The following is a 16,053-nucleotide window of genomic DNA, read 5'->3' as shown; positions in this document are numbered from 1 at the left end:
CGCGCGGCGCGGGGTCGCCTGCCCTCGGCGTCAGTCGCTGATCCAGTCGCCGTTCGCGTCGCGGATGTAGTCGTCGACGCTGCCGCCGACCCAGACCGTGCCGTCCGTCATGGTGGTGAGCTGGACCTCGGCGAAGCTTGTGAGGTCGCCGTCGTCGTCGGTCGCGGGGATCTCCAGCTCGACGGCCTCGTCCGGGTCGAACGGGTCGGCCGCGCAGTCGCCCACCACGGTCACGGTCGAGCCGTCGTCGGTGACGTAGACCCCGTCCTCGGGGGCGGCGTCGTCCAGCTCCGAGGCGGGTGCGCCGGTCTCGGCGAGGTCGAGGGCCGGCGCGATGCGATCCGCGACCGGGGTGGCCGTCACCTTCCGGGCATGCTCGGCGGCCGACTCCTCGGCGGAGGAGATGCCCTTCGCCACGAGCTCGGCGCCGGTGTCGCCCTCCTCGTAGAGGTCGCCCATGTCGGAACCGACCAGCCCGATGTGGACGAGCTGCGACCGGAGCCCTGTCCCCTCCTGCTCGATGAGGTCGTCGACGCGGGCCGCTGCCTCGTCCAGCGACGAGACGTCGAAGGCCGACAGCAGCTCGTGCTCCGCGAAGTCGCGGGCCTCCTCCGCGGCCGCCTCGGCGTCCACCGGTCCGGCGATCGCCTCGAGGCCGCCGTCGGCGTACGTGATCGCGAGGTCGGCCGCGCAGTGGTCCAGCCCGTCGAGGTCGTGCGCCGTGACGTGGATGCTGTCGACCAGGACGGCCCCGGCCTGGACGCCGAGCGCTTCGCGCAGGTCGTCGGGGACGACGACGGTGACGTCGGTGGCGGGCTCGATGCCGTCCAGGGGGAAGTCGAAGACGGTGCTGGCGGCTCGGCCGTGCGCGTCCGTGCCGGCCTCGTCCGCGGAGGTCGGCCCCCCGTCCCCTCCGGAGCAGGCGGCGAGCAGCAGGGCGGCGGCGCCGACGGTCGCGGTCGCCAGTGTTCGAGTCGTGGTCTTCAAGGTCGGCCCCTCCGTCGTCGCTCGGCGGAGCGAGCCTAGGTGGCGTGGTCGGTGCCCTTCCATGGGGCGAGGTGCCCATGGCCTGCGAACGGACGCCCTGTGACCGGAGGCACCGGTGACGGGGGCCACCATCGGCCCGCGGCGCCCCGAATCTTGGGATTCCATTCGTAGGCTGGTGGTCGGCACCCGACCATCGAGGAGACCCGATGACGCACGTACCTGGGCACCCGACGCCTCGGCGCCCGGCACTCCGGAGCTCGGCGGCACGGCGGTCGTCGGCCCTGGTCGCGGGCGTGCTCGCGGCGGGCCTCGCGCTCGCCGCCTGCGCGGCCCCCGACGATGCCGGCTTCGACGACGACACCGCCACGTCGTCGGCCGCCGGCACCCCGACGGACGCCTCGACGGAAGCCGCGACCGACGACGCGGACGGCGCCGCGGCGTACACGGTTCGCTACACGGACGACCACAAGACCGTGATCACGCTCGACCGCGCCCAGGTGGAGGGGCTCACCGGCGCCGACCTCGGCGCGGGCGGCGCCGCCGACGCGCGGAGCGTCCTGGCGGAGCGCGCCACGTGGACGTCCGGCGCGACGGCGGACCACGGGGACGTGATCGCCGAGGCGGCGGCCCGCGAGGGCGACACGATCGGCCGCGTGCTGGCGCAGCAGGCCGACGGCCGGGACGTCGAGCTCCGCCTCTTCGTCAAGCACGACCAGCACGCGCACGTCGCCCACTTCGGCGAGGACGACGGCGGCGACGACTGACCGTGCCGAGATCCGCGAGGTAGTTCGAGAGTCCGCGGGGTGGTCCGAGTCTCGGACCACCCCGTGGAGGCGGTCAGCCGTGCGCGGTCAGAAGTGGGTCCCGCCGTCGATGCGGACCTCGGTGCCGGTGATGAACGCGCCGTCGTCGCTGGCGAGCATCGCGACGACCGACGCGACGGTCTCCGGGCCGGCGAAGCCGCTGCCGAGCGCGGGCTGCAGCTTGGCGAACAGGCGCATGTCGGCGTCCTCGGGCAGGCCGGGGCCCATGCTCTGGCGGCTGGCGCCGGAGCCGTCGGTCATGCCGGAGGAGATGGAGCCGGGCTGCACGGCGGTGAACCGGACGCCGCGGCCGGCGTACTCGGCGGCGAGCGCGTGCGTCATGGACTGCACCCCGCCCTTGCTGGCGGCGTAGGCGGCCATGTACGGGTGGGCGAACATCGCGGACGTCGAGCTGAAGTTGACGACCGCCGCGCCCCGGCCCTCGAGCAGGGCGGGCAGCGCCTCGCGGATCACGAGGAACGTACCCACGAGGTTGATCCGCACCACCTGCTCGAAGCTCTCCAGCGTGGTCTGCTCGGTGTGCGACGAGCGCAGGATGCCCGCGGCGTTGACCAGCGCGTCCAGGCCGCCGAGACGCTCGACGGCGGCGCCCACGCCGCCCCGGACGGACTCCTCGTCGGCGATGTTCATGGTGACGACGTCGAGGCGGTCGGCGTGCTCGCCCGCCTTCGCGACGGTGTCGGCGAGCCCGGCCTCGCTGATGTCGGCGCCGACGACGCGACCGCCCTCCGCGAGCATCCGCAGCACCGTGGCCTGCCCGATGCCCGAGCCTGCCCCGGTCACCAGCACCCGGCGTCCGTCGTAGCGGTTCGTGGTCGTCGTCATGGTCGTCTCCTTCGCGCGTGGAGGGCGCGGCACGCGCCCATACCGCTTCACTGTACGCCTGAATGGCACAACGTGTCAGAGAGGCCAAGTGTGGCATGGTGTCATCCCGCGCGTAGGGTGGAGGCCGTGACCCTGCAGCCCGAGCCGCCCCGTTCCCTCACCGCGCGGCGCAAGGCCGCGACCCAGCTGGAGATCGCGGAGGTCGCCGCGCGGCTCTTCGGCGAGCGGGGCGCCGCGTCCGTCACGGCCGAGGCCGTCGCGGCCGACGCCGGCGTCTCGCTCCGCACCTTCTACCGGTACTGCCGCACCAAGGAGGACGCCGTCGCGCCGCTCCTCGCGGTGGGCGCCGACCGGTGGCGCGCCCGGCTCGCCGCGAGCGACGCGGCGGACGGGCTCCTGCCCGCCGTCGAGGAGGCGATGCGCGCCGCCCTCAGCCCGGACGAGGACGCCGACGAGCGAGACTTCCTGCGCACCCGCGGGCTGCTGCGGAGCGTCCCCGGCGACGCGGCGCTGGCCGACGTCTGGTACCGCGTGAACCGCGAGTCCGAACAGCAGCTGGAGCCGCTGCTCGCCGGCCTCGCGCCCGACGAGGACCGGCTGGAGCGCAGGCTCGTCGCGGCCGCCGCCACCGACGCCATCCGCATCGCGCTGGAGGAGTGGGTCACGACCGACGCCCCCGTCGGCGGGCCGGACGGCCCCGCCGAGCTGGCCGTCCGCTGCTTCCGCCGCCTCACCGGCGGGCGCTGACCTCCGGGAGGTCCTCCCCGGCGTCGTCGCCGTCCCCGTTCTCCCCGTCGGCGGCGGGCGTCTCGAGCGCGTGCAGCACGGCCAGGGTCAGGAGGGGGACGGCGGGCACCAGCGCGACGGCGGCGATGCGGATGCCGAAGTCGTTCACGGCCGAGCCGGCGACGCACACGATCCACAGGGCCAGCACGGTCGGGCGCAGCAGCGGCCACGCCTCCTCGGTGCGGGCGAACCAGCGCGGCGTGAACCGCGCCGGCGCGAACAGGAGCAGCGCGCCCGCGACGAGCACCAGCACCGTCAGCCAGACGGGCACGCCGCCGAGCAGCGACCGGGCGGCGTAGCCGGCCTTGCGGGCCAGCGTCTCCCACGCCTCGCCCTCGACCACCTGCGCGACGAAGCGGCCCAGGTGCGAGCGCTCGTCCTCCGGCCGCAGCCAGTCGAGGACCCCCACCGCGGCCACGGCGCCGACGCCCACGGCGGCCACGCCCACGAAGCGGCGCAGCGTGAGCCGGGCCCCGGAGGTGGCCAGCCCCAGCACGGCGAACGCGGGCACGAGGACCAGGCCGCCGCCGAGGTCGGCGCCGAGCGTGGGCCACACGTCCACGACCATGGTGACGACGCCGATCACGCCCACCGCGAGGGCCGCGGTCCGTCTCCGCCCGGCCCGCACCAGCGGCTGCGCCACGGCCGCGGCGACGACCAGGGCGGCGACCGCGTAGACGGAGAACGTCGGGTTCCCGAACCCGTAGAACCGCGCCCCGAAGGTGGGGGCCGCGCCCAGCGGGCTCGCCCGGTTGAGCGGGGTGCCGACGACGGCGTCGAGCGTGAGCACGACGAACGTCAGCCCCGCGACGATCCCCGGACCCAGCCAGACGGGCCGCCGGGGGGCGAGCGCGCCGAGCGCCGCGACGACCGCCGTGGCGACCAGCGCCGACACGACGAACGCGAGCATCGGCTGGTCGAACCGCCACCACCCGCTCAGCGACACGAGGAACGACGCCGCGGGGAGGGCGGCGAGCACGAGGGCGGCGCCGCGAGCCCACGCCCACAGCCGCCGGCGCCGCGCGCGGGCGCGGTCGGTGTCGGCCTGCGGCCGGGCGGCCACGGCCAGGCAGGCCAGTGCGAGCGCGAGCCCGGCGTACAGGGGGACGTCGACGAACCAGGTGTAGACGGTGCGGCGCACGTGGTCGAGCGTCGTGAGGTCGCTCAGCGCGTCGGCCGACGCCGTGGCGTCCTGCGGCCGCGGCGAGCCCCAGGCGAGCGGGGTGTCCTGCACGGGCGCGACGGGCGTGAGGCCGGCGGCGCCCAGCACGGTGGCGGGGACGTCGAGCACGCGGGCGACCCCGTCGGTGCGGGTCGCGGCGCTCGTGAGGTACCGCGGCTGGTCGGGTCCGGTCGCGGTGGGGCGCACCAGGGCGGTGCCGAGCACGGGGCGGGTGCCGGGGGTGCCGGCCACGTCGACGACCAGCACCGTGGCGGTGGAGGGGACGGCGGCCAGGACCCGTCGCACGGTGTCGTCCACCTGGGCGAGGCGGTCCACGTGGCCCTGCAGGCGGACGGCCCTCGCCTCGTCGGCGGGCAGGGACGGGTCGGCCGGGGGCGCGGTCGCGTCGCCGGCGTCCACCACGGTGACCTGGCAGTCGAACCCGTCCGAGCCGGCCTCGAGCGCGTCGTCCAGCTCGCGGTAGCGGGCGACGTCGCCGGCGGGGTCGGCCAGCGCGAGGGCCGCGCCGGGGCCGACGGCGGTGGCGCACCCGGCCGGGGCGAGCTGCGCCCCGAGCGTGCCGAGGCGCGCCTGGTACGTCGAGCCCTTCTGGAGGTCGACGAGGGCGTCCCAGCCGCCGACGGTGGCGCCGTCGCCGCGGGCCTCGGGCCGCGTCGTCGGGCACTGCCAGGAGCCGTCGGCGGCACGGCCCGTCGCCACCTCGGCGAGGGTGCCGGCCGACAGCGCCAGCCAGCCGCCGTCGACGCAGCGGCTCCCGGCCCCGGTCGGCTGCGACACGCCGCCCGCGGACGCGCCGTCGGCGAGCATGCCCTGCAGCGTGGGGGCGCGGCCCTCGGCGAGGTCGTCCCAGCGCACGCCCGTGGTGCCGACCACCACGAGCGGGCCGTCGACCCCCACGGTGTCCGCCCGCGAGGGCGTGACCTGCGAGCCGGCCTGGGCGACGTCGGACGCGGACCGCAGCCCCGCCGCGGAGACCACCGACGACGCGAGCAGCAGCACCACGAGCAGCGTGCCGCCGGCGGTGACGAGCACGGTGGGCATGCGCCGGATGCCGGGCTCGTGGACGTCGGCCGTCGCCGGGGCGGCGTCCTCGAGGTGGCCGGCGAGCAGCACGGGCACCGCCAGGGTGAGCACGAGGAACCCGACGGCGATGCCGGAGTCGTTGAGGACGGAGCCGACGGCGGCCGTCACGACGAGCGCGACGACGAGGCGGCGCAGCAGCGGGTCGCGGCGGTAGGCGGCGGCGAGCCCCGGCAGGCGGGCGCGGTCCGGGTCGAGCACGGCCCAGGCGGCGGCGACGCACAGGACCAGCGCGGCGGCGCCCGCGGGGTTCGCGACGGTGGCCCAGGCGCCGGCGGCCTTGCCGGCGACGACCCCCACCGCGCGCCCGTCGACCACGGACTGCACGAAGCCGCCCAGGTGGCTGCTGGACCCGCCGACCAGCCAGTCGACCACGGCGACGACCGCGACCACGGCGACGGTGGCGGCGCCCACCAGCAGCACGCGACGCCAGGTGAGGCGCACCCCGGCGACGCCCAGCGCCAGCACGGCGAAGCCGGGCACCAGCGCGAGGATTCCCCCCAGGTCGGCGCCGAACGGCGGCAGCCCGTCGACGGCCACGGTCACGACGCCGACGACTCCGGCCACCGCCCCGGCGCGCACCGGGCGGACGCCGCGCGCCCGCAGCAGGGCGGCCAACCCGGCGGCGAGGACGAGCCCCGCCACCGCGTACACGGCGAAGACGGTGTTGGAGAAGCCGTAGAACCGCGCGCCCATCGAGGGGGCCGGCCCGAGCAGCGAGCCCTGCTGGAGGGTGGTGCCGGTGAGCCCGTCGACGGTGAGCACCAGCCAGGTGACGGCCGCGAGGCACGTCGTGAGCCGCCACGGCGACGCCGGCAGGAGGCGCCGCGCCCACCAGGCGAGGAGCGCGACGACGAGGGCCGCGCCCGTCAGCGCGAGCAGCAGCGTCATCACGGGCGACGGCCAGGCCCACCAGCGCGCCAGAGTCGCGAGGGTCGCGGCGACGGGGAGGCCGGCGGCCACGACGAGCAGGGCGAGGGTCACGCGCCAGGCGGCGGGCGGGAGGCCGGCGCGGGCGGTGCCGCCGCGGCGGCGGGCGAGGAGCAGCGCCGCGACGGCGAGCACGTCGGCGAGGACGACGACGCCGAGCAGCAGCGGGGACAGCCGCGGCACCGTGTCGGTGAGCACGCTGAGGTACTGCCGGTTCTCCACCGTGCGGGCCACGGGGATGCGCCGCTCGTCGCCGCGCTCCAGCGGGGACCCGGTGAAGGGGTCGAGGGCGGCGGCGAGGGGGTCGGTGCCCTGCTCCTCGTCCGCGGTGGCGTCGTCGCCGTCGCCCTCGTCGGTGCTGGTGCCCGAGAGCGCGCCGCCGGTCACGGTGTCGGCCACGGTCGCGGAGAGGTCGGCGAGCACGACGACGCCCACCCAGCGCGAGGACGTGGAGGTGAGCCAGGTGGCATGGCCGCCGGGCGAGGTCCAGTCGACCACGGCCTGCAGGTCGGACGGGCCGAGCGGGGTGTCCGAGACGCCCGCGACGACGAGCCGCCCGCCCGTAGGCAGGAGACCCGCGAGCCGCCCGACCTGGTCGTCGAGCGCCTCGACGGCGGCCGCCCGCTCGCCCGCGGCGTCGGGCAGCACGCCGAGGTCGACGACGGTGGCGGGGCACTCTGCCACCTGCTCGGCCGTGAGCTGGCGGGCGTCGGACAGGTAGCGCGACACGTCGCCGTCGGTGTCGGCGAGCGCCACCGCAGCGCCGGGGCCGACCGCCGTCGCGCACGTGCCCGCCACGCCGACCAGGCGCTCGAGGGCGCCCGGCTCGGCGGTCGCGGGCACGAGGGGGTCGACGGCGGTGAGCCCGGACCAGCCCGGCACGCTCGCACGCTCCGCGGTGCCGGAGGTGAGCGACGGGGCGGGCACCGGCGGGCAGCCGAGGGCGGAGGCGTCCTCCTGGGCGGCCGAGCCCGCGTCGTCGTCCCCGTCCGCGCCGTGGTCGTCGTCGGCGACGTCCTCCTCGTGCTGCGCCGTGACCTTGCTCCCGCCCGAGATCGACAGCCAGGCGTCCAGGGGGCAGGTGGGGGTCAACGTGCGCACGGCGATCGACGCGACGGAGCCGCCGCCGATGAGGCGCCACAGGTGCGGGGTGCGGGTGGCGTCCACGTCCGACCACTGGAGCCCGGAGACGCCGGCCAGGACCAGCGGGGCGTCGGGGGCCTCGGCGTCGTCGGCGGCGGGGGCGGCCGCCGCGCGCCCGGCGCCGGCGAGCGTGGTCAGCAGCAGGAGCAGCAGGGCCGCCACGACCAGGGTGGCGCGCGAGGCGCGGACGGCCGAGGACGGGCGGGCGGGGCTGATCACGCAGGCCACCCTAAGCGGGGCGGTCCGCCGGGCCGCCGCAGGTGACGGGCCGGGTGGGGACGTTCACACGATCAGCTCCTCTCCTGCGCCCGCGGTGCCTCTGCGAGCGTCAGCCGGTCCCGTGCGCCGAGAGTGCCGCGGCGAGCGTCAGCCGGTCCTGACCACGAGTGCGCCGGGCTCGACCCAGGTCTCCAGCTCGACGGCCATCCCGAGGGGGTCGCCGTCGACCTGGGCCTGCTCGCCGTCGTCCACCCGGATCACGGCGCGGCGTGCCCGCGTGTGGTCGATCCGGCCGATCTTGCCGGGCAGGTCGTTGCGCACGCCCAGCCCCTGCGCCACGACCTCGCCGAAGAGCTGCGCCCAGCCCGCGAGCCCGCCGCGGGTGTCGATCGCGGCGACGTCGAGCTCCCCGTCGTCGATCACGGCGTCGGGGAGCAGGGTGATGCCGCCGGGCAGGCGGCCGCAGTTGCCGACCATGATGCTGCGCAGCCGCGCCTCGACCGCCTCGCCGTCGTCGAGGCGGATGGTGGCGCGCATGCGCCGCCCGTGCAGGTGCCGCGCGCCGGCGACGAAGTACGCCACCCACCCGACCTTGGCCTTGAGCTGGTCGTCGGCGTCGGCCACCATCGCGGCGTCGAAGCCGAGGCCCGCGATGACGAGGAAGATGTGCGCGCGGTCGCGGTCGTCGGGGACCTCGGCGTCCGCGGCGTACTCGGTGACCCGGGCCCGGCCGACGTCGATGGCCCGGTCCGTGCCGCCCAGCACGACGGCCACCGCGTCGGTGACCGACGTGAGCGGCAGGTCGAGGTTGCGCGCCAGCAGGTTGCCGGTGCCGACCGGGATGAGCCCCATCGGCCGCCCCGTCCCGGCGAGCGCCTCGGCGACGGCGCGCACGGTGCCGTCGCCGCCGGCCGCGACCACCACCTCGGCCCCGTCCGCCAGCGCCTGCCGCGCCTGGCCGGTGCCGGGGTCGTCCACGGTGGTCTCGTAGAACAGGGGCCGGGGCAGCGCGGCGTCGGCGCACACCCGCTCGACGACGGCACGCACGTCCGCCGCGCCCTCCTTCGACGGGTTGATGACCACCGCGAGCTGCAGGCCCCGGGCCCGGCCGTCCTCGACGCGCTGCGCGTCCCGATCCGCCATGGCGTGCTCGCGGGTGCGGGTGCGTCGCCACAGGACCACGGTGGCGGTGAGCGCCGACAGGGCGAGGACCAGCACGACGACGAGCGCGACGGCACCCGCGTACTCATCCGGCATGACGGCAACCTACGACGGATCGTGCCGCCGGACCCGGCGAAGTCGCCCATCTCACGCCGAGGTAGTTCCGGGAGCCGCGAGGTGTGGGGTGTGCGGCGGGGCGGTCCGGCCCCCGCGAGGTCGTTCCGGGCGGGGAGCCGCGTGGATGTCCGTGGGGTCGCGAGCGGCCCGGCCGTTAGGCTTGCGGGCGTGATCGACCTCCGACTGCTGCGCGACAACCCCGACGTCGTCCGTGCGAGCCAGCTGGCCCGCGGCGACGACCCCGCCCTCGTGGACGCGGCGCTCGACGCCGACGCGCGCCGTCGTTCCTCCCTGACGGAGTTCGAGACGCTGCGCGCGGAGCAGAAGGCGCTCGGCAAGCAGGTCGCGAAGGCGCAGGGCGAGGAGAAGGCCGAGCTGCTGGCCCGCACCAAGCACCTCGCCGAGCAGGTGAAGGCGAGGCAGGCCGACGCGTCGGAGGCCGCGACGGAGGTCGACGAGCTGCTCTACCGCATCGCGAACGTCGTCGAGGGCGCCCCTCCCGGGGGCGAGGACGACTACGTCGTCGTGAGGCAGGTGGGCACGCCCCGCGACTTCGAGGCCGAGGGCTTCTCCCCGCGCGACCACCTGGAGCTCGGCGAGGGCCTGGCCGCGATCGACACCGCGCGCGGCGCGAAGGTGTCGGGCTCGCGGTTCTACTTCCTCACCGGCATCGGCGCCCGCCTGGAGCTGGCGCTGCTGAACGCCGCCGTCGACCAGGCGGTCGCGGCCGGCTTCACGCCGATGATCACGCCGACGCTGGTGAAGCCGGAGACGATGCGCGGCACCGGGTTCCTCGGCAGCCACGCGGACGAGGTCTACCACCTGGAGAAGGACGACCTGTACCTGGTCGGCACCAGCGAGGTGGCGCTCGCGGGCTATCACGCGGACGAGATCCTCGACCTGTCGGAGGGCCCGCGGCGCTACGCGGGCTGGAGCGCGTGCTACCGCCGGGAGGCGGGCGCCGCGGGTCGTGACACCCGCGGCATCATCCGCGTGCACCAGTTCCACAAGGTCGAGATGTTCAGCTACTGCGACCCCGAGGACGCGGCGGCCGAGCACCAGCGTCTGCTCGCCTGGGAGGAGGCCATGCTGGCGAAGGTCGAGCTGCCGTACCGCGTCATCGACACCGCGGCGGGCGACCTCGGCTCGTCGGCGGCGCGCAAGTTCGACTGCGAGGCGTGGCTGCCCACCCAGCAGCGCTTCCTCGAGCTGACGTCCACCTCGAACTGCACCACGTTCCAGGCCCGGCGCCTGGGCGTGCGCGAGCGCACCGCGGACGGCAGCACCCGCCCGGTGGCCACGCTCAACGGCACGCTCGGCACCACCCGCTGGATCGTCGCCATCCTGGAGAACCACCAGCAGGCGGACGGCTCGGTGCGCGTGCCCGAGGGGCTGCGCCCCTACCTGGGCGGCCTCGAGGTGCTCGAGCCGGTCGCGTGAGCGCGCCCCCCGCGCAGGCCGTCGCGCCGCACCTCGTCGCCCTCGACATCGACGGGACGCTGCTCGGGTACGACGGCGGCCTGTCGTCCGCGGTGCGCGACGCCGTGGCCACCGTCCAGGACGCGGGGCACCACGTGGTGCTGTCGTCGGGGCGGTCGCTCGTCGCGATGACGCCGGTGGCCGAGCTGCTGGGCATCACGTCCGGCTGGATGGTCTGCTCCAACGGCGCCGTGACCGTGCGCCTCGACCCGGCGCTGCCGCACGGCTGGGAGCTCGACGAGGTGCGGACCTTCGACCCGGGTCCGGCGCTGCGCCTGCTGCGCACCGAGCTGCCCGACGCCCGGTTCGCCGTCGAGGACATCGGCGTCGGCTTCCGGATGAACGCGCTCTTCCCGGAGGGCGAGCTCGACGGCGTGCACCAGGTCGTGGCGTTCGAGCAGCTCTGGTCCCGCGACGTGACGCGCGTGGTCATCCGCAGCCCCGAGCACACCCCGGCGCAGTTCAGCGCGATGGCCGCGCGGCTGGGTCTGGGCGACGTCACCTACGCCATCGGCTGGACGGCGTGGATGGACGTCGCCCCGAAGGGCGTCACCAAGGCGTCCGGGCTGGAGCGGCTGCGCGCGGAGCTGGGCGTCGACCCGGCCGCCACGGTCGCGGTGGGCGACGGGCACAACGACGTCGACATGCTCCGCTGGGCGGGTCGCGGGGTCGCGATGGGCCACGCGGACGACGTCGTGCGCGCCGCGGCCGACGAGGTCACCGGCTCCATCGAGGAGGACGGCGTCGTCCCGGTGCTGCTCTCCCTGCCTCCGCGCGTCAGTCGCGGGCGGTGAGGACGAGCGGGCCGTCGGCGGTGACGGCGATGGTGTGCTCGCTGTGGGCCCCGCGGGAGCCGTCGGCGGACCGGAGGGTCCAGCCGTCGGGGTCGGTGTAGATCTCGTCGGTGGTCTCGAGGAACCAGGGCTCGATGGCGATGACGAGGCCCGGCTTGAGCGGGAACCCGCGCTTGGCCCGGCCGTCGTTCGGCACGTGCGGGTCGCCGTGCATGGTGCGGCCGACGCCGTGCCCGCCGAAGTCGGTGTTGATCGTGTAGCCCGCGCCGTGCGCCACCTCGGCGATCGCGGCGGAGATGTCGCCGATCTTGTTGCCCGGGAGCGCGGCGGCGATGCCGGCCTCGAGCGCCACCTCGGTGGTCTTGATGAGCTTGGCGTCGGCGGCGGCGCGCTCCGGGGTGGTGGAGCCGCCGACCACGAACGACAGGGCGGAGTCCGAGACCCAGCCGTCCACGGAGGCGGCGAAGTCGATGCTCAGCAGGTCGCCGTCGCGCAGGGCGTAGTCGAACGGCAGGCCGTGCAGGACGGCGTCGTTGACGGACGTGCAGATCACCTTGCCGAACGGCATCGCGCCGAACGACGGGTGGTAGTCGATGTAGCAGGACTCGGCGCCGCGGTCGCGGATCATGCGGTGGGCGAGGGCGTCGAGCTCGAGCAGGTTCACCCCGACGGCGGCGGCGTCGCGTACCGCGGTGAGCACGTCGGCCACGAAACGCCCGGCGGGGCGCATCTGGTCGATCTCTCGCGGGCTCCTCAGCTCGATCATGGTGGTCCTCTCGGAAAACGGTCGTGACACGGGTCCGGCACCAGGGTGTCATGAATCGTCATCGAGTCGTGACCGTGAAACGTGTTGCAGGAACTTGCATCGGGTGGCCCAGGTGCGATGAACTCCAGGGGGAGGCAGTATCCCGGTCTAGGGGGACCTGGGATCACGAGCCGCCGATCGGTGGGCAAACTTCCGTGAACCACGACGCAGTGGAGGAGCTTGGCATGACCACACGAACGACGACGGCGCGGCGACGCGCCCTGGCGCTGGCCGCGACCGGCGCGAGCCTGGCGCTCGTGCTGGCCGCCTGCAGCGACCCGGACGGAGAAGGCGGAACCGGGGAGGACACTGGAGGTGGTAGCGCTTCCGCAGCCGCCATCGACTGCTCCGCGTACGACGAGTTCGGCGACCTCGACGGCAAGACGGTCAACGTCTACACCTCGATCGTCGACCCCGAGGGCGCGACGCAGCAGGCGTCCTACAAGGCGTTCGAGGACTGCACGGGCGTCAAGATCAACTACGAGGCGTCCCGCGAGTTCGAGGCGCAGCTGCTCGTGCGCATCAAGGCGGGCAACGCGCCCGACATCGCGTACCTGCCGCAGCCCGGGCTGCTGAACACGATCGTCAAGGACTACCCCGACGCCATCAAGCCGGCGCCGGACGCGACGGCCAAGAACGTCGACGAGTTCTGGAACGAGACCTGGAAGGGCTACGGCACCGTCGACGGCACCTTCTACTCGGCGCCGCTCGGCGCGAACGCCAAGTCGTTCGTCTGGTACTCGCCGAAGATGTTCGCGGACGCCGGCTACGAGGTCCCGCAGACGTGGACCGAGCTGCTGGACCTCACCCAGAAGATCCACGACGACAACGACGGCGCGAAGGTCTGGTGCGCGGGCGTCGAGTCCGGTGACGCGACCGGCTGGCCGGGTACCGACTTCATCGAGGACATGATGCTCCGCACCGCGGGCATCGAGGACTACACGAAGTGGTACACCCACGAGATCCCGTTCAACGACCCCAAGGTCGTCAAGGCCTGGGACACGGCGGGCGAGATCCTCAAGAACCCGGACTACGTCAACGCGGGCCTGGGCGACGTCAACTCGATCGCCACGCAGTCGTGGACGGACGCCGGCAACGGCATCCTCGACGGCAACTGCTGGATGCACCGCGCGGCGAACTTCTACCAGACCCAGTGGCCCCAGGGCACCACGGTCTCCAAGGACGGCGACGTGTTCGCCTTCTACCTGCCCACGGACCAGACCGACGTCAAGCCGATGCTCGGCGGCGGCGAGTTCGTGGCCGCGTTCAGCGACAAGCCCGAGGTGCAGGCCTTCCAGACCTACCTCTCGAGCGACGACTGGGCCAACCAGAAGGCGCTGAACACCCCCGACGGCGGCTGGGTGAGCGCCAACAGCGGGCTCGACCCGAAGAACCTCGCCACCGAGTTCGACCAGTACGTCGCCGGCGTCCTGTCCGACCCGAACACCGTCGTCGCCTTCGACGCCTCGGACCTCATGCCGGGCGAGGTCGGTGCCGGCACGTTCTGGACCGGCATCGTCGACTGGCTCACGGGGGCGAGCACCAAGGAGGTCACGGACAAGATCGAGGCGTCCTGGCCGAGCAGCTGACCCTGCCGCTCGCCTGAACCCTGCTCGATCCCGCGGTCCGGGCACGTCGTCCGACGTGCCCGGACCGTGCGTCCTGACCCCGGTCGTTCCCTGACTTCTCGAGGAGGTCGTCGATGTCCTGGTTGCTCGAGCCCGACACCACGACGCAGAAGCTCCTGCTCATGGTGCTCGCCGTGGCGCTGTTCGCCGCGGTGATGGGCCTCATCCTGTTCCTGGTGGACCGCCCGAAGCGGATCGCGTCGTGGGTGGTGGCGCTCGGCTTCGTCGGGGTGCCGCTCCTGTTCCTCGCGTACGGCCTGCTGCGTCCGGGTCTCATCACGCTGTGGCAGTCGTTCTTCAACCGCAACGGATCCGAGTTCGTCGGGTTCGACAACTACGTGCGGGCCTTCACCGAGGGCCAGTTCCAGCACGTGCTCGTGGTCACGGCGGCCTGGGTGATCCTGGCCCCGCTGCTGAGCGCGGTCATCGGGCTGTCGTACGCGGTGCTCGTCGACCGCACCCGCTTCGAGAAGCTCGCCAAGGCGCTCGTGTTCGTGCCGATGGCGATCTCGATGGTCGGCGCGTCGATCATCTGGAAGTTCGTCTACGAGTTCCGCCCCGACCAGCCGGGGATCGAGCAGATCGGCCTGCTCAACCAGGTGCTGGTCTGGGTCGGTCTGCCGCCCCAGCAGTTCCTCATCGGGCAGCCCTGGAACACGTGGTTCCTCATCGTCGTGATGATCTGGATCCAGACCGGGTTCGCCATGACGGTGCTGTCCGCGGCGATCAAGGCCATCCCGGACGACATCGTCGAGGCGGCCCGCCTGGACGGGCTGCACGGCATGGGGATGTTCCGCTACATCACGGTGCCCAGCATCCGGCCGGCGCTGGTCGTGGTGCTCACCACGATCGCGATGGGAACGCTCAAGGCCTTCGACATCGTGCGCACGATGACCGGTGGCCAGTTCGGCACCCAGGTCGTGGCGAACGAGTTCTACACCCAGGCCTTCCGGCAGGGGAACCAGGGGCTCGCGGCCGCGCTCGCGGTCGTCCTGTTCATCCTCGTCATCCCGATCATCGCCTACAACGTGCGGCAGATGCGCAAGTCGGAGGAGATCCGATGACCTCGACACCCACCCCCGGCCAGGCCGTCGCGGGCGCCGCGCTGGACGACGACGTCCCGCAGCAGCAGATCCGCAAGCTCTCCCGCATGGAGCGCCGGGCGATCGCCACCAAGGGCAAGCTGAGCTCCCCGTGGGCGTCGGGGATCGCGATCATCATCGCGATCCTGTGGACGATCCCGTCGCTGGGGCTGCTCATCACGTCGTTCCGGCCGCAGGACGACATCCGCAAGAGCGGCTGGTGGACGGTGTTCACCGGCAACGCCACGTTCACGATGGACAACTACAACGAGGCGCTCTACGGGAACAGCAACGACCTGTCGACGTTCTTCGTGAACTCGTTCGTCATCACGATCCCGGCGGTCCTCATCCCGATCACGCTGTCGCTGCTGGCGGCGTACGCGTTCGCGTGGATCAAGTTCCCCCTGCGGAACTTCCTGTTCGTCGCGGTGTTCTCCCTGCAGGTCGTGCCGCTGCAGGTGGCGCTGGTGCCGCTGCTGGCCGACTACGTCGACTCGAACGACTTCTTCCAGGCCGTCTTCGGCGCCAACATGTCCGGCAGCTTCTGGACCGTCTGGCTGTCGCACTCGATCTTCGCGCTGCCGCTGGCGATCTTCCTGCTGCACAACTTCATGAAGGACATCCCGGCGTCCCTCGTGGAGGCGGCCCGCGTCGACGGCGCCGGGCACGTGAAGATCTTCTTCCGCGTGCTGTTCCCGCTCCTGGTCCCGGCGATCGCGTCGTTCGCGATCTTCCAGTTCCTGTGGGTGTGGAACGACCTGCTCGTCGGCCTGACGTTCGCCAATCCGGCGTACCAGCCGCTGACGGTGAAGATCGCCGAGCTGGCGGGTACCCGCGGCGGCGACTGGTACCTCCTCACCGCCGGCGCGTTCATCGCGATGGTCGTGCCGCTGATCGTCTTCATCGGCCTGCAGCGCTTCTTCGTCCGCGGCATGCTCGCGGGTGCGGTCAAGGGCTGACGGGGGAGAGAGAAGGAGCGGGGACGACGACGGCGGCCCGGGCAGGAGCCC

The 16,053-nt window shown here is 73.9% G+C and carries 12 protein-coding genes; 7 read left to right on the top strand and 5 right to left on the bottom strand.

Annotated elements, in window-relative coordinates:
* Nucleotides 1-30 precede the first annotated feature (30 nt).
* Entirely contained in the window at nucleotides 31-987 is a 957-nt protein-coding gene (locus ACFWDO_RS14720; protein WP_380318930.1) for a hypothetical protein, read from the bottom strand.
* Between the two features lie 206 nt (nucleotides 988-1,193).
* Here ACFWDO_RS14720 and ACFWDO_RS14715 point away from each other — a divergent pair, with 206 nt between their 5' ends.
* The gene (locus ACFWDO_RS14715; protein WP_380318927.1) at nucleotides 1,194-1,751 is read left to right on the top strand and encodes a hypothetical protein; all 558 of its coding nucleotides are present in this window, start codon (nucleotides 1,194-1,196) and stop codon (nucleotides 1,749-1,751) included.
* Nucleotides 1,752-1,838: 87 nt separating this feature from the next.
* On the opposite strand, the gene ACFWDO_RS14710 is transcribed toward ACFWDO_RS14715, so the two are convergent.
* On the bottom strand, nucleotides 1,839-2,636 hold the full coding sequence (locus tag ACFWDO_RS14710; protein ID WP_380318924.1) for an SDR family NAD(P)-dependent oxidoreductase: 798 nt from the start codon (nucleotides 2,634-2,636) through the stop codon (nucleotides 1,839-1,841).
* A gap of 126 nt (nucleotides 2,637-2,762) precedes the next feature.
* On the opposite strand from ACFWDO_RS14710, the gene ACFWDO_RS14705 reads away from it, so the two are divergent.
* Nucleotides 2,763-3,383 (top strand): TetR/AcrR family transcriptional regulator, encoded by a 621-nt coding sequence (locus ACFWDO_RS14705; RefSeq protein ID WP_380318921.1) that lies wholly within the window; start codon nucleotides 2,763-2,765, stop codon nucleotides 3,381-3,383.
* On the opposite strand, the gene ACFWDO_RS14700 is transcribed toward ACFWDO_RS14705, so the two are convergent.
* Nucleotides 3,367-7,977: a hypothetical protein gene (locus ACFWDO_RS14700; RefSeq protein WP_380318918.1), complete on the bottom strand. Its 4,611-nt coding sequence runs from the start codon at nucleotides 7,975-7,977 to the stop codon at nucleotides 3,367-3,369. The genes ACFWDO_RS14705 and ACFWDO_RS14700 overlap by 17 nt on opposite strands.
* Nucleotides 7,978-8,124: 147 nt before the next feature.
* Nucleotides 8,125-9,234: a diacylglycerol/lipid kinase family protein gene (locus ACFWDO_RS14695; protein ID WP_380318915.1), complete on the bottom strand. Its 1,110-nt coding sequence runs from the start codon at nucleotides 9,232-9,234 to the stop codon at nucleotides 8,125-8,127.
* Nucleotides 9,235-9,423: 189 nt separating this feature from the next.
* On the opposite strand from ACFWDO_RS14695, the gene serS reads away from it, so the two are divergent.
* The gene (gene serS, locus ACFWDO_RS14690; protein ID WP_380318912.1) at nucleotides 9,424-10,695 is read left to right on the top strand and encodes a serine--tRNA ligase; all 1,272 of its coding nucleotides are present in this window, start codon (nucleotides 9,424-9,426) and stop codon (nucleotides 10,693-10,695) included.
* Nucleotides 10,692-11,528 (top strand): HAD family hydrolase, encoded by an 837-nt coding sequence (locus tag ACFWDO_RS14685; protein ID WP_380318909.1) that lies wholly within the window; start codon nucleotides 10,692-10,694, stop codon nucleotides 11,526-11,528. Before serS ends, ACFWDO_RS14685 begins: the two co-directional genes overlap by 4 nt.
* Here ACFWDO_RS14685 and map read toward each other — a convergent pair.
* Entirely contained in the window at nucleotides 11,512-12,294 is a 783-nt protein-coding gene (map, locus tag ACFWDO_RS14680; RefSeq protein WP_380318906.1) for a type I methionyl aminopeptidase, read from the bottom strand. The two genes, ACFWDO_RS14685 and map, sit on opposite strands and share 17 nt — an antisense overlap.
* A gap of 224 nt (nucleotides 12,295-12,518) precedes the next feature.
* Here map and ACFWDO_RS14675 point away from each other — a divergent pair, with 224 nt between their 5' ends.
* The 3 genes from ACFWDO_RS14675 (at nucleotide 12,519) to ACFWDO_RS14665 (ending at nucleotide 16,002) form a co-directional block, all read left to right on the top strand.
* Nucleotides 12,519-13,922 carry an ABC transporter substrate-binding protein gene (locus tag ACFWDO_RS14675; RefSeq protein ID WP_380318903.1) on the top strand — a complete coding sequence of 468 codons (1,404 nt, stop codon included), beginning with the start codon at nucleotides 12,519-12,521 and terminating at the stop codon, nucleotides 13,920-13,922.
* 113 nt (nucleotides 13,923-14,035) lie between these two features.
* Nucleotides 14,036-15,025 (top strand): carbohydrate ABC transporter permease, encoded by a 990-nt coding sequence (locus ACFWDO_RS14670; RefSeq protein WP_380327111.1) that lies wholly within the window; start codon nucleotides 14,036-14,038, stop codon nucleotides 15,023-15,025.
* On the top strand, nucleotides 15,022-16,002 hold the full coding sequence (locus ACFWDO_RS14665; RefSeq protein ID WP_380327108.1) for a carbohydrate ABC transporter permease: 981 nt from the start codon (nucleotides 15,022-15,024) through the stop codon (nucleotides 16,000-16,002). Before ACFWDO_RS14670 ends, ACFWDO_RS14665 begins: the two co-directional genes overlap by 4 nt.
* Nucleotides 16,003-16,053 lie beyond the last annotated feature (51 nt).

Source organism: Isoptericola sp. NPDC060185, from assembly GCF_042728595.1.
GTDB lineage: Bacteria > Actinomycetota > Actinomycetes > Actinomycetales > Cellulomonadaceae > Isoptericola.
The sequence above is the reverse complement of the archived record's forward strand: the minus strand, read 5'-3'. Positions and strand labels throughout refer to the sequence as shown.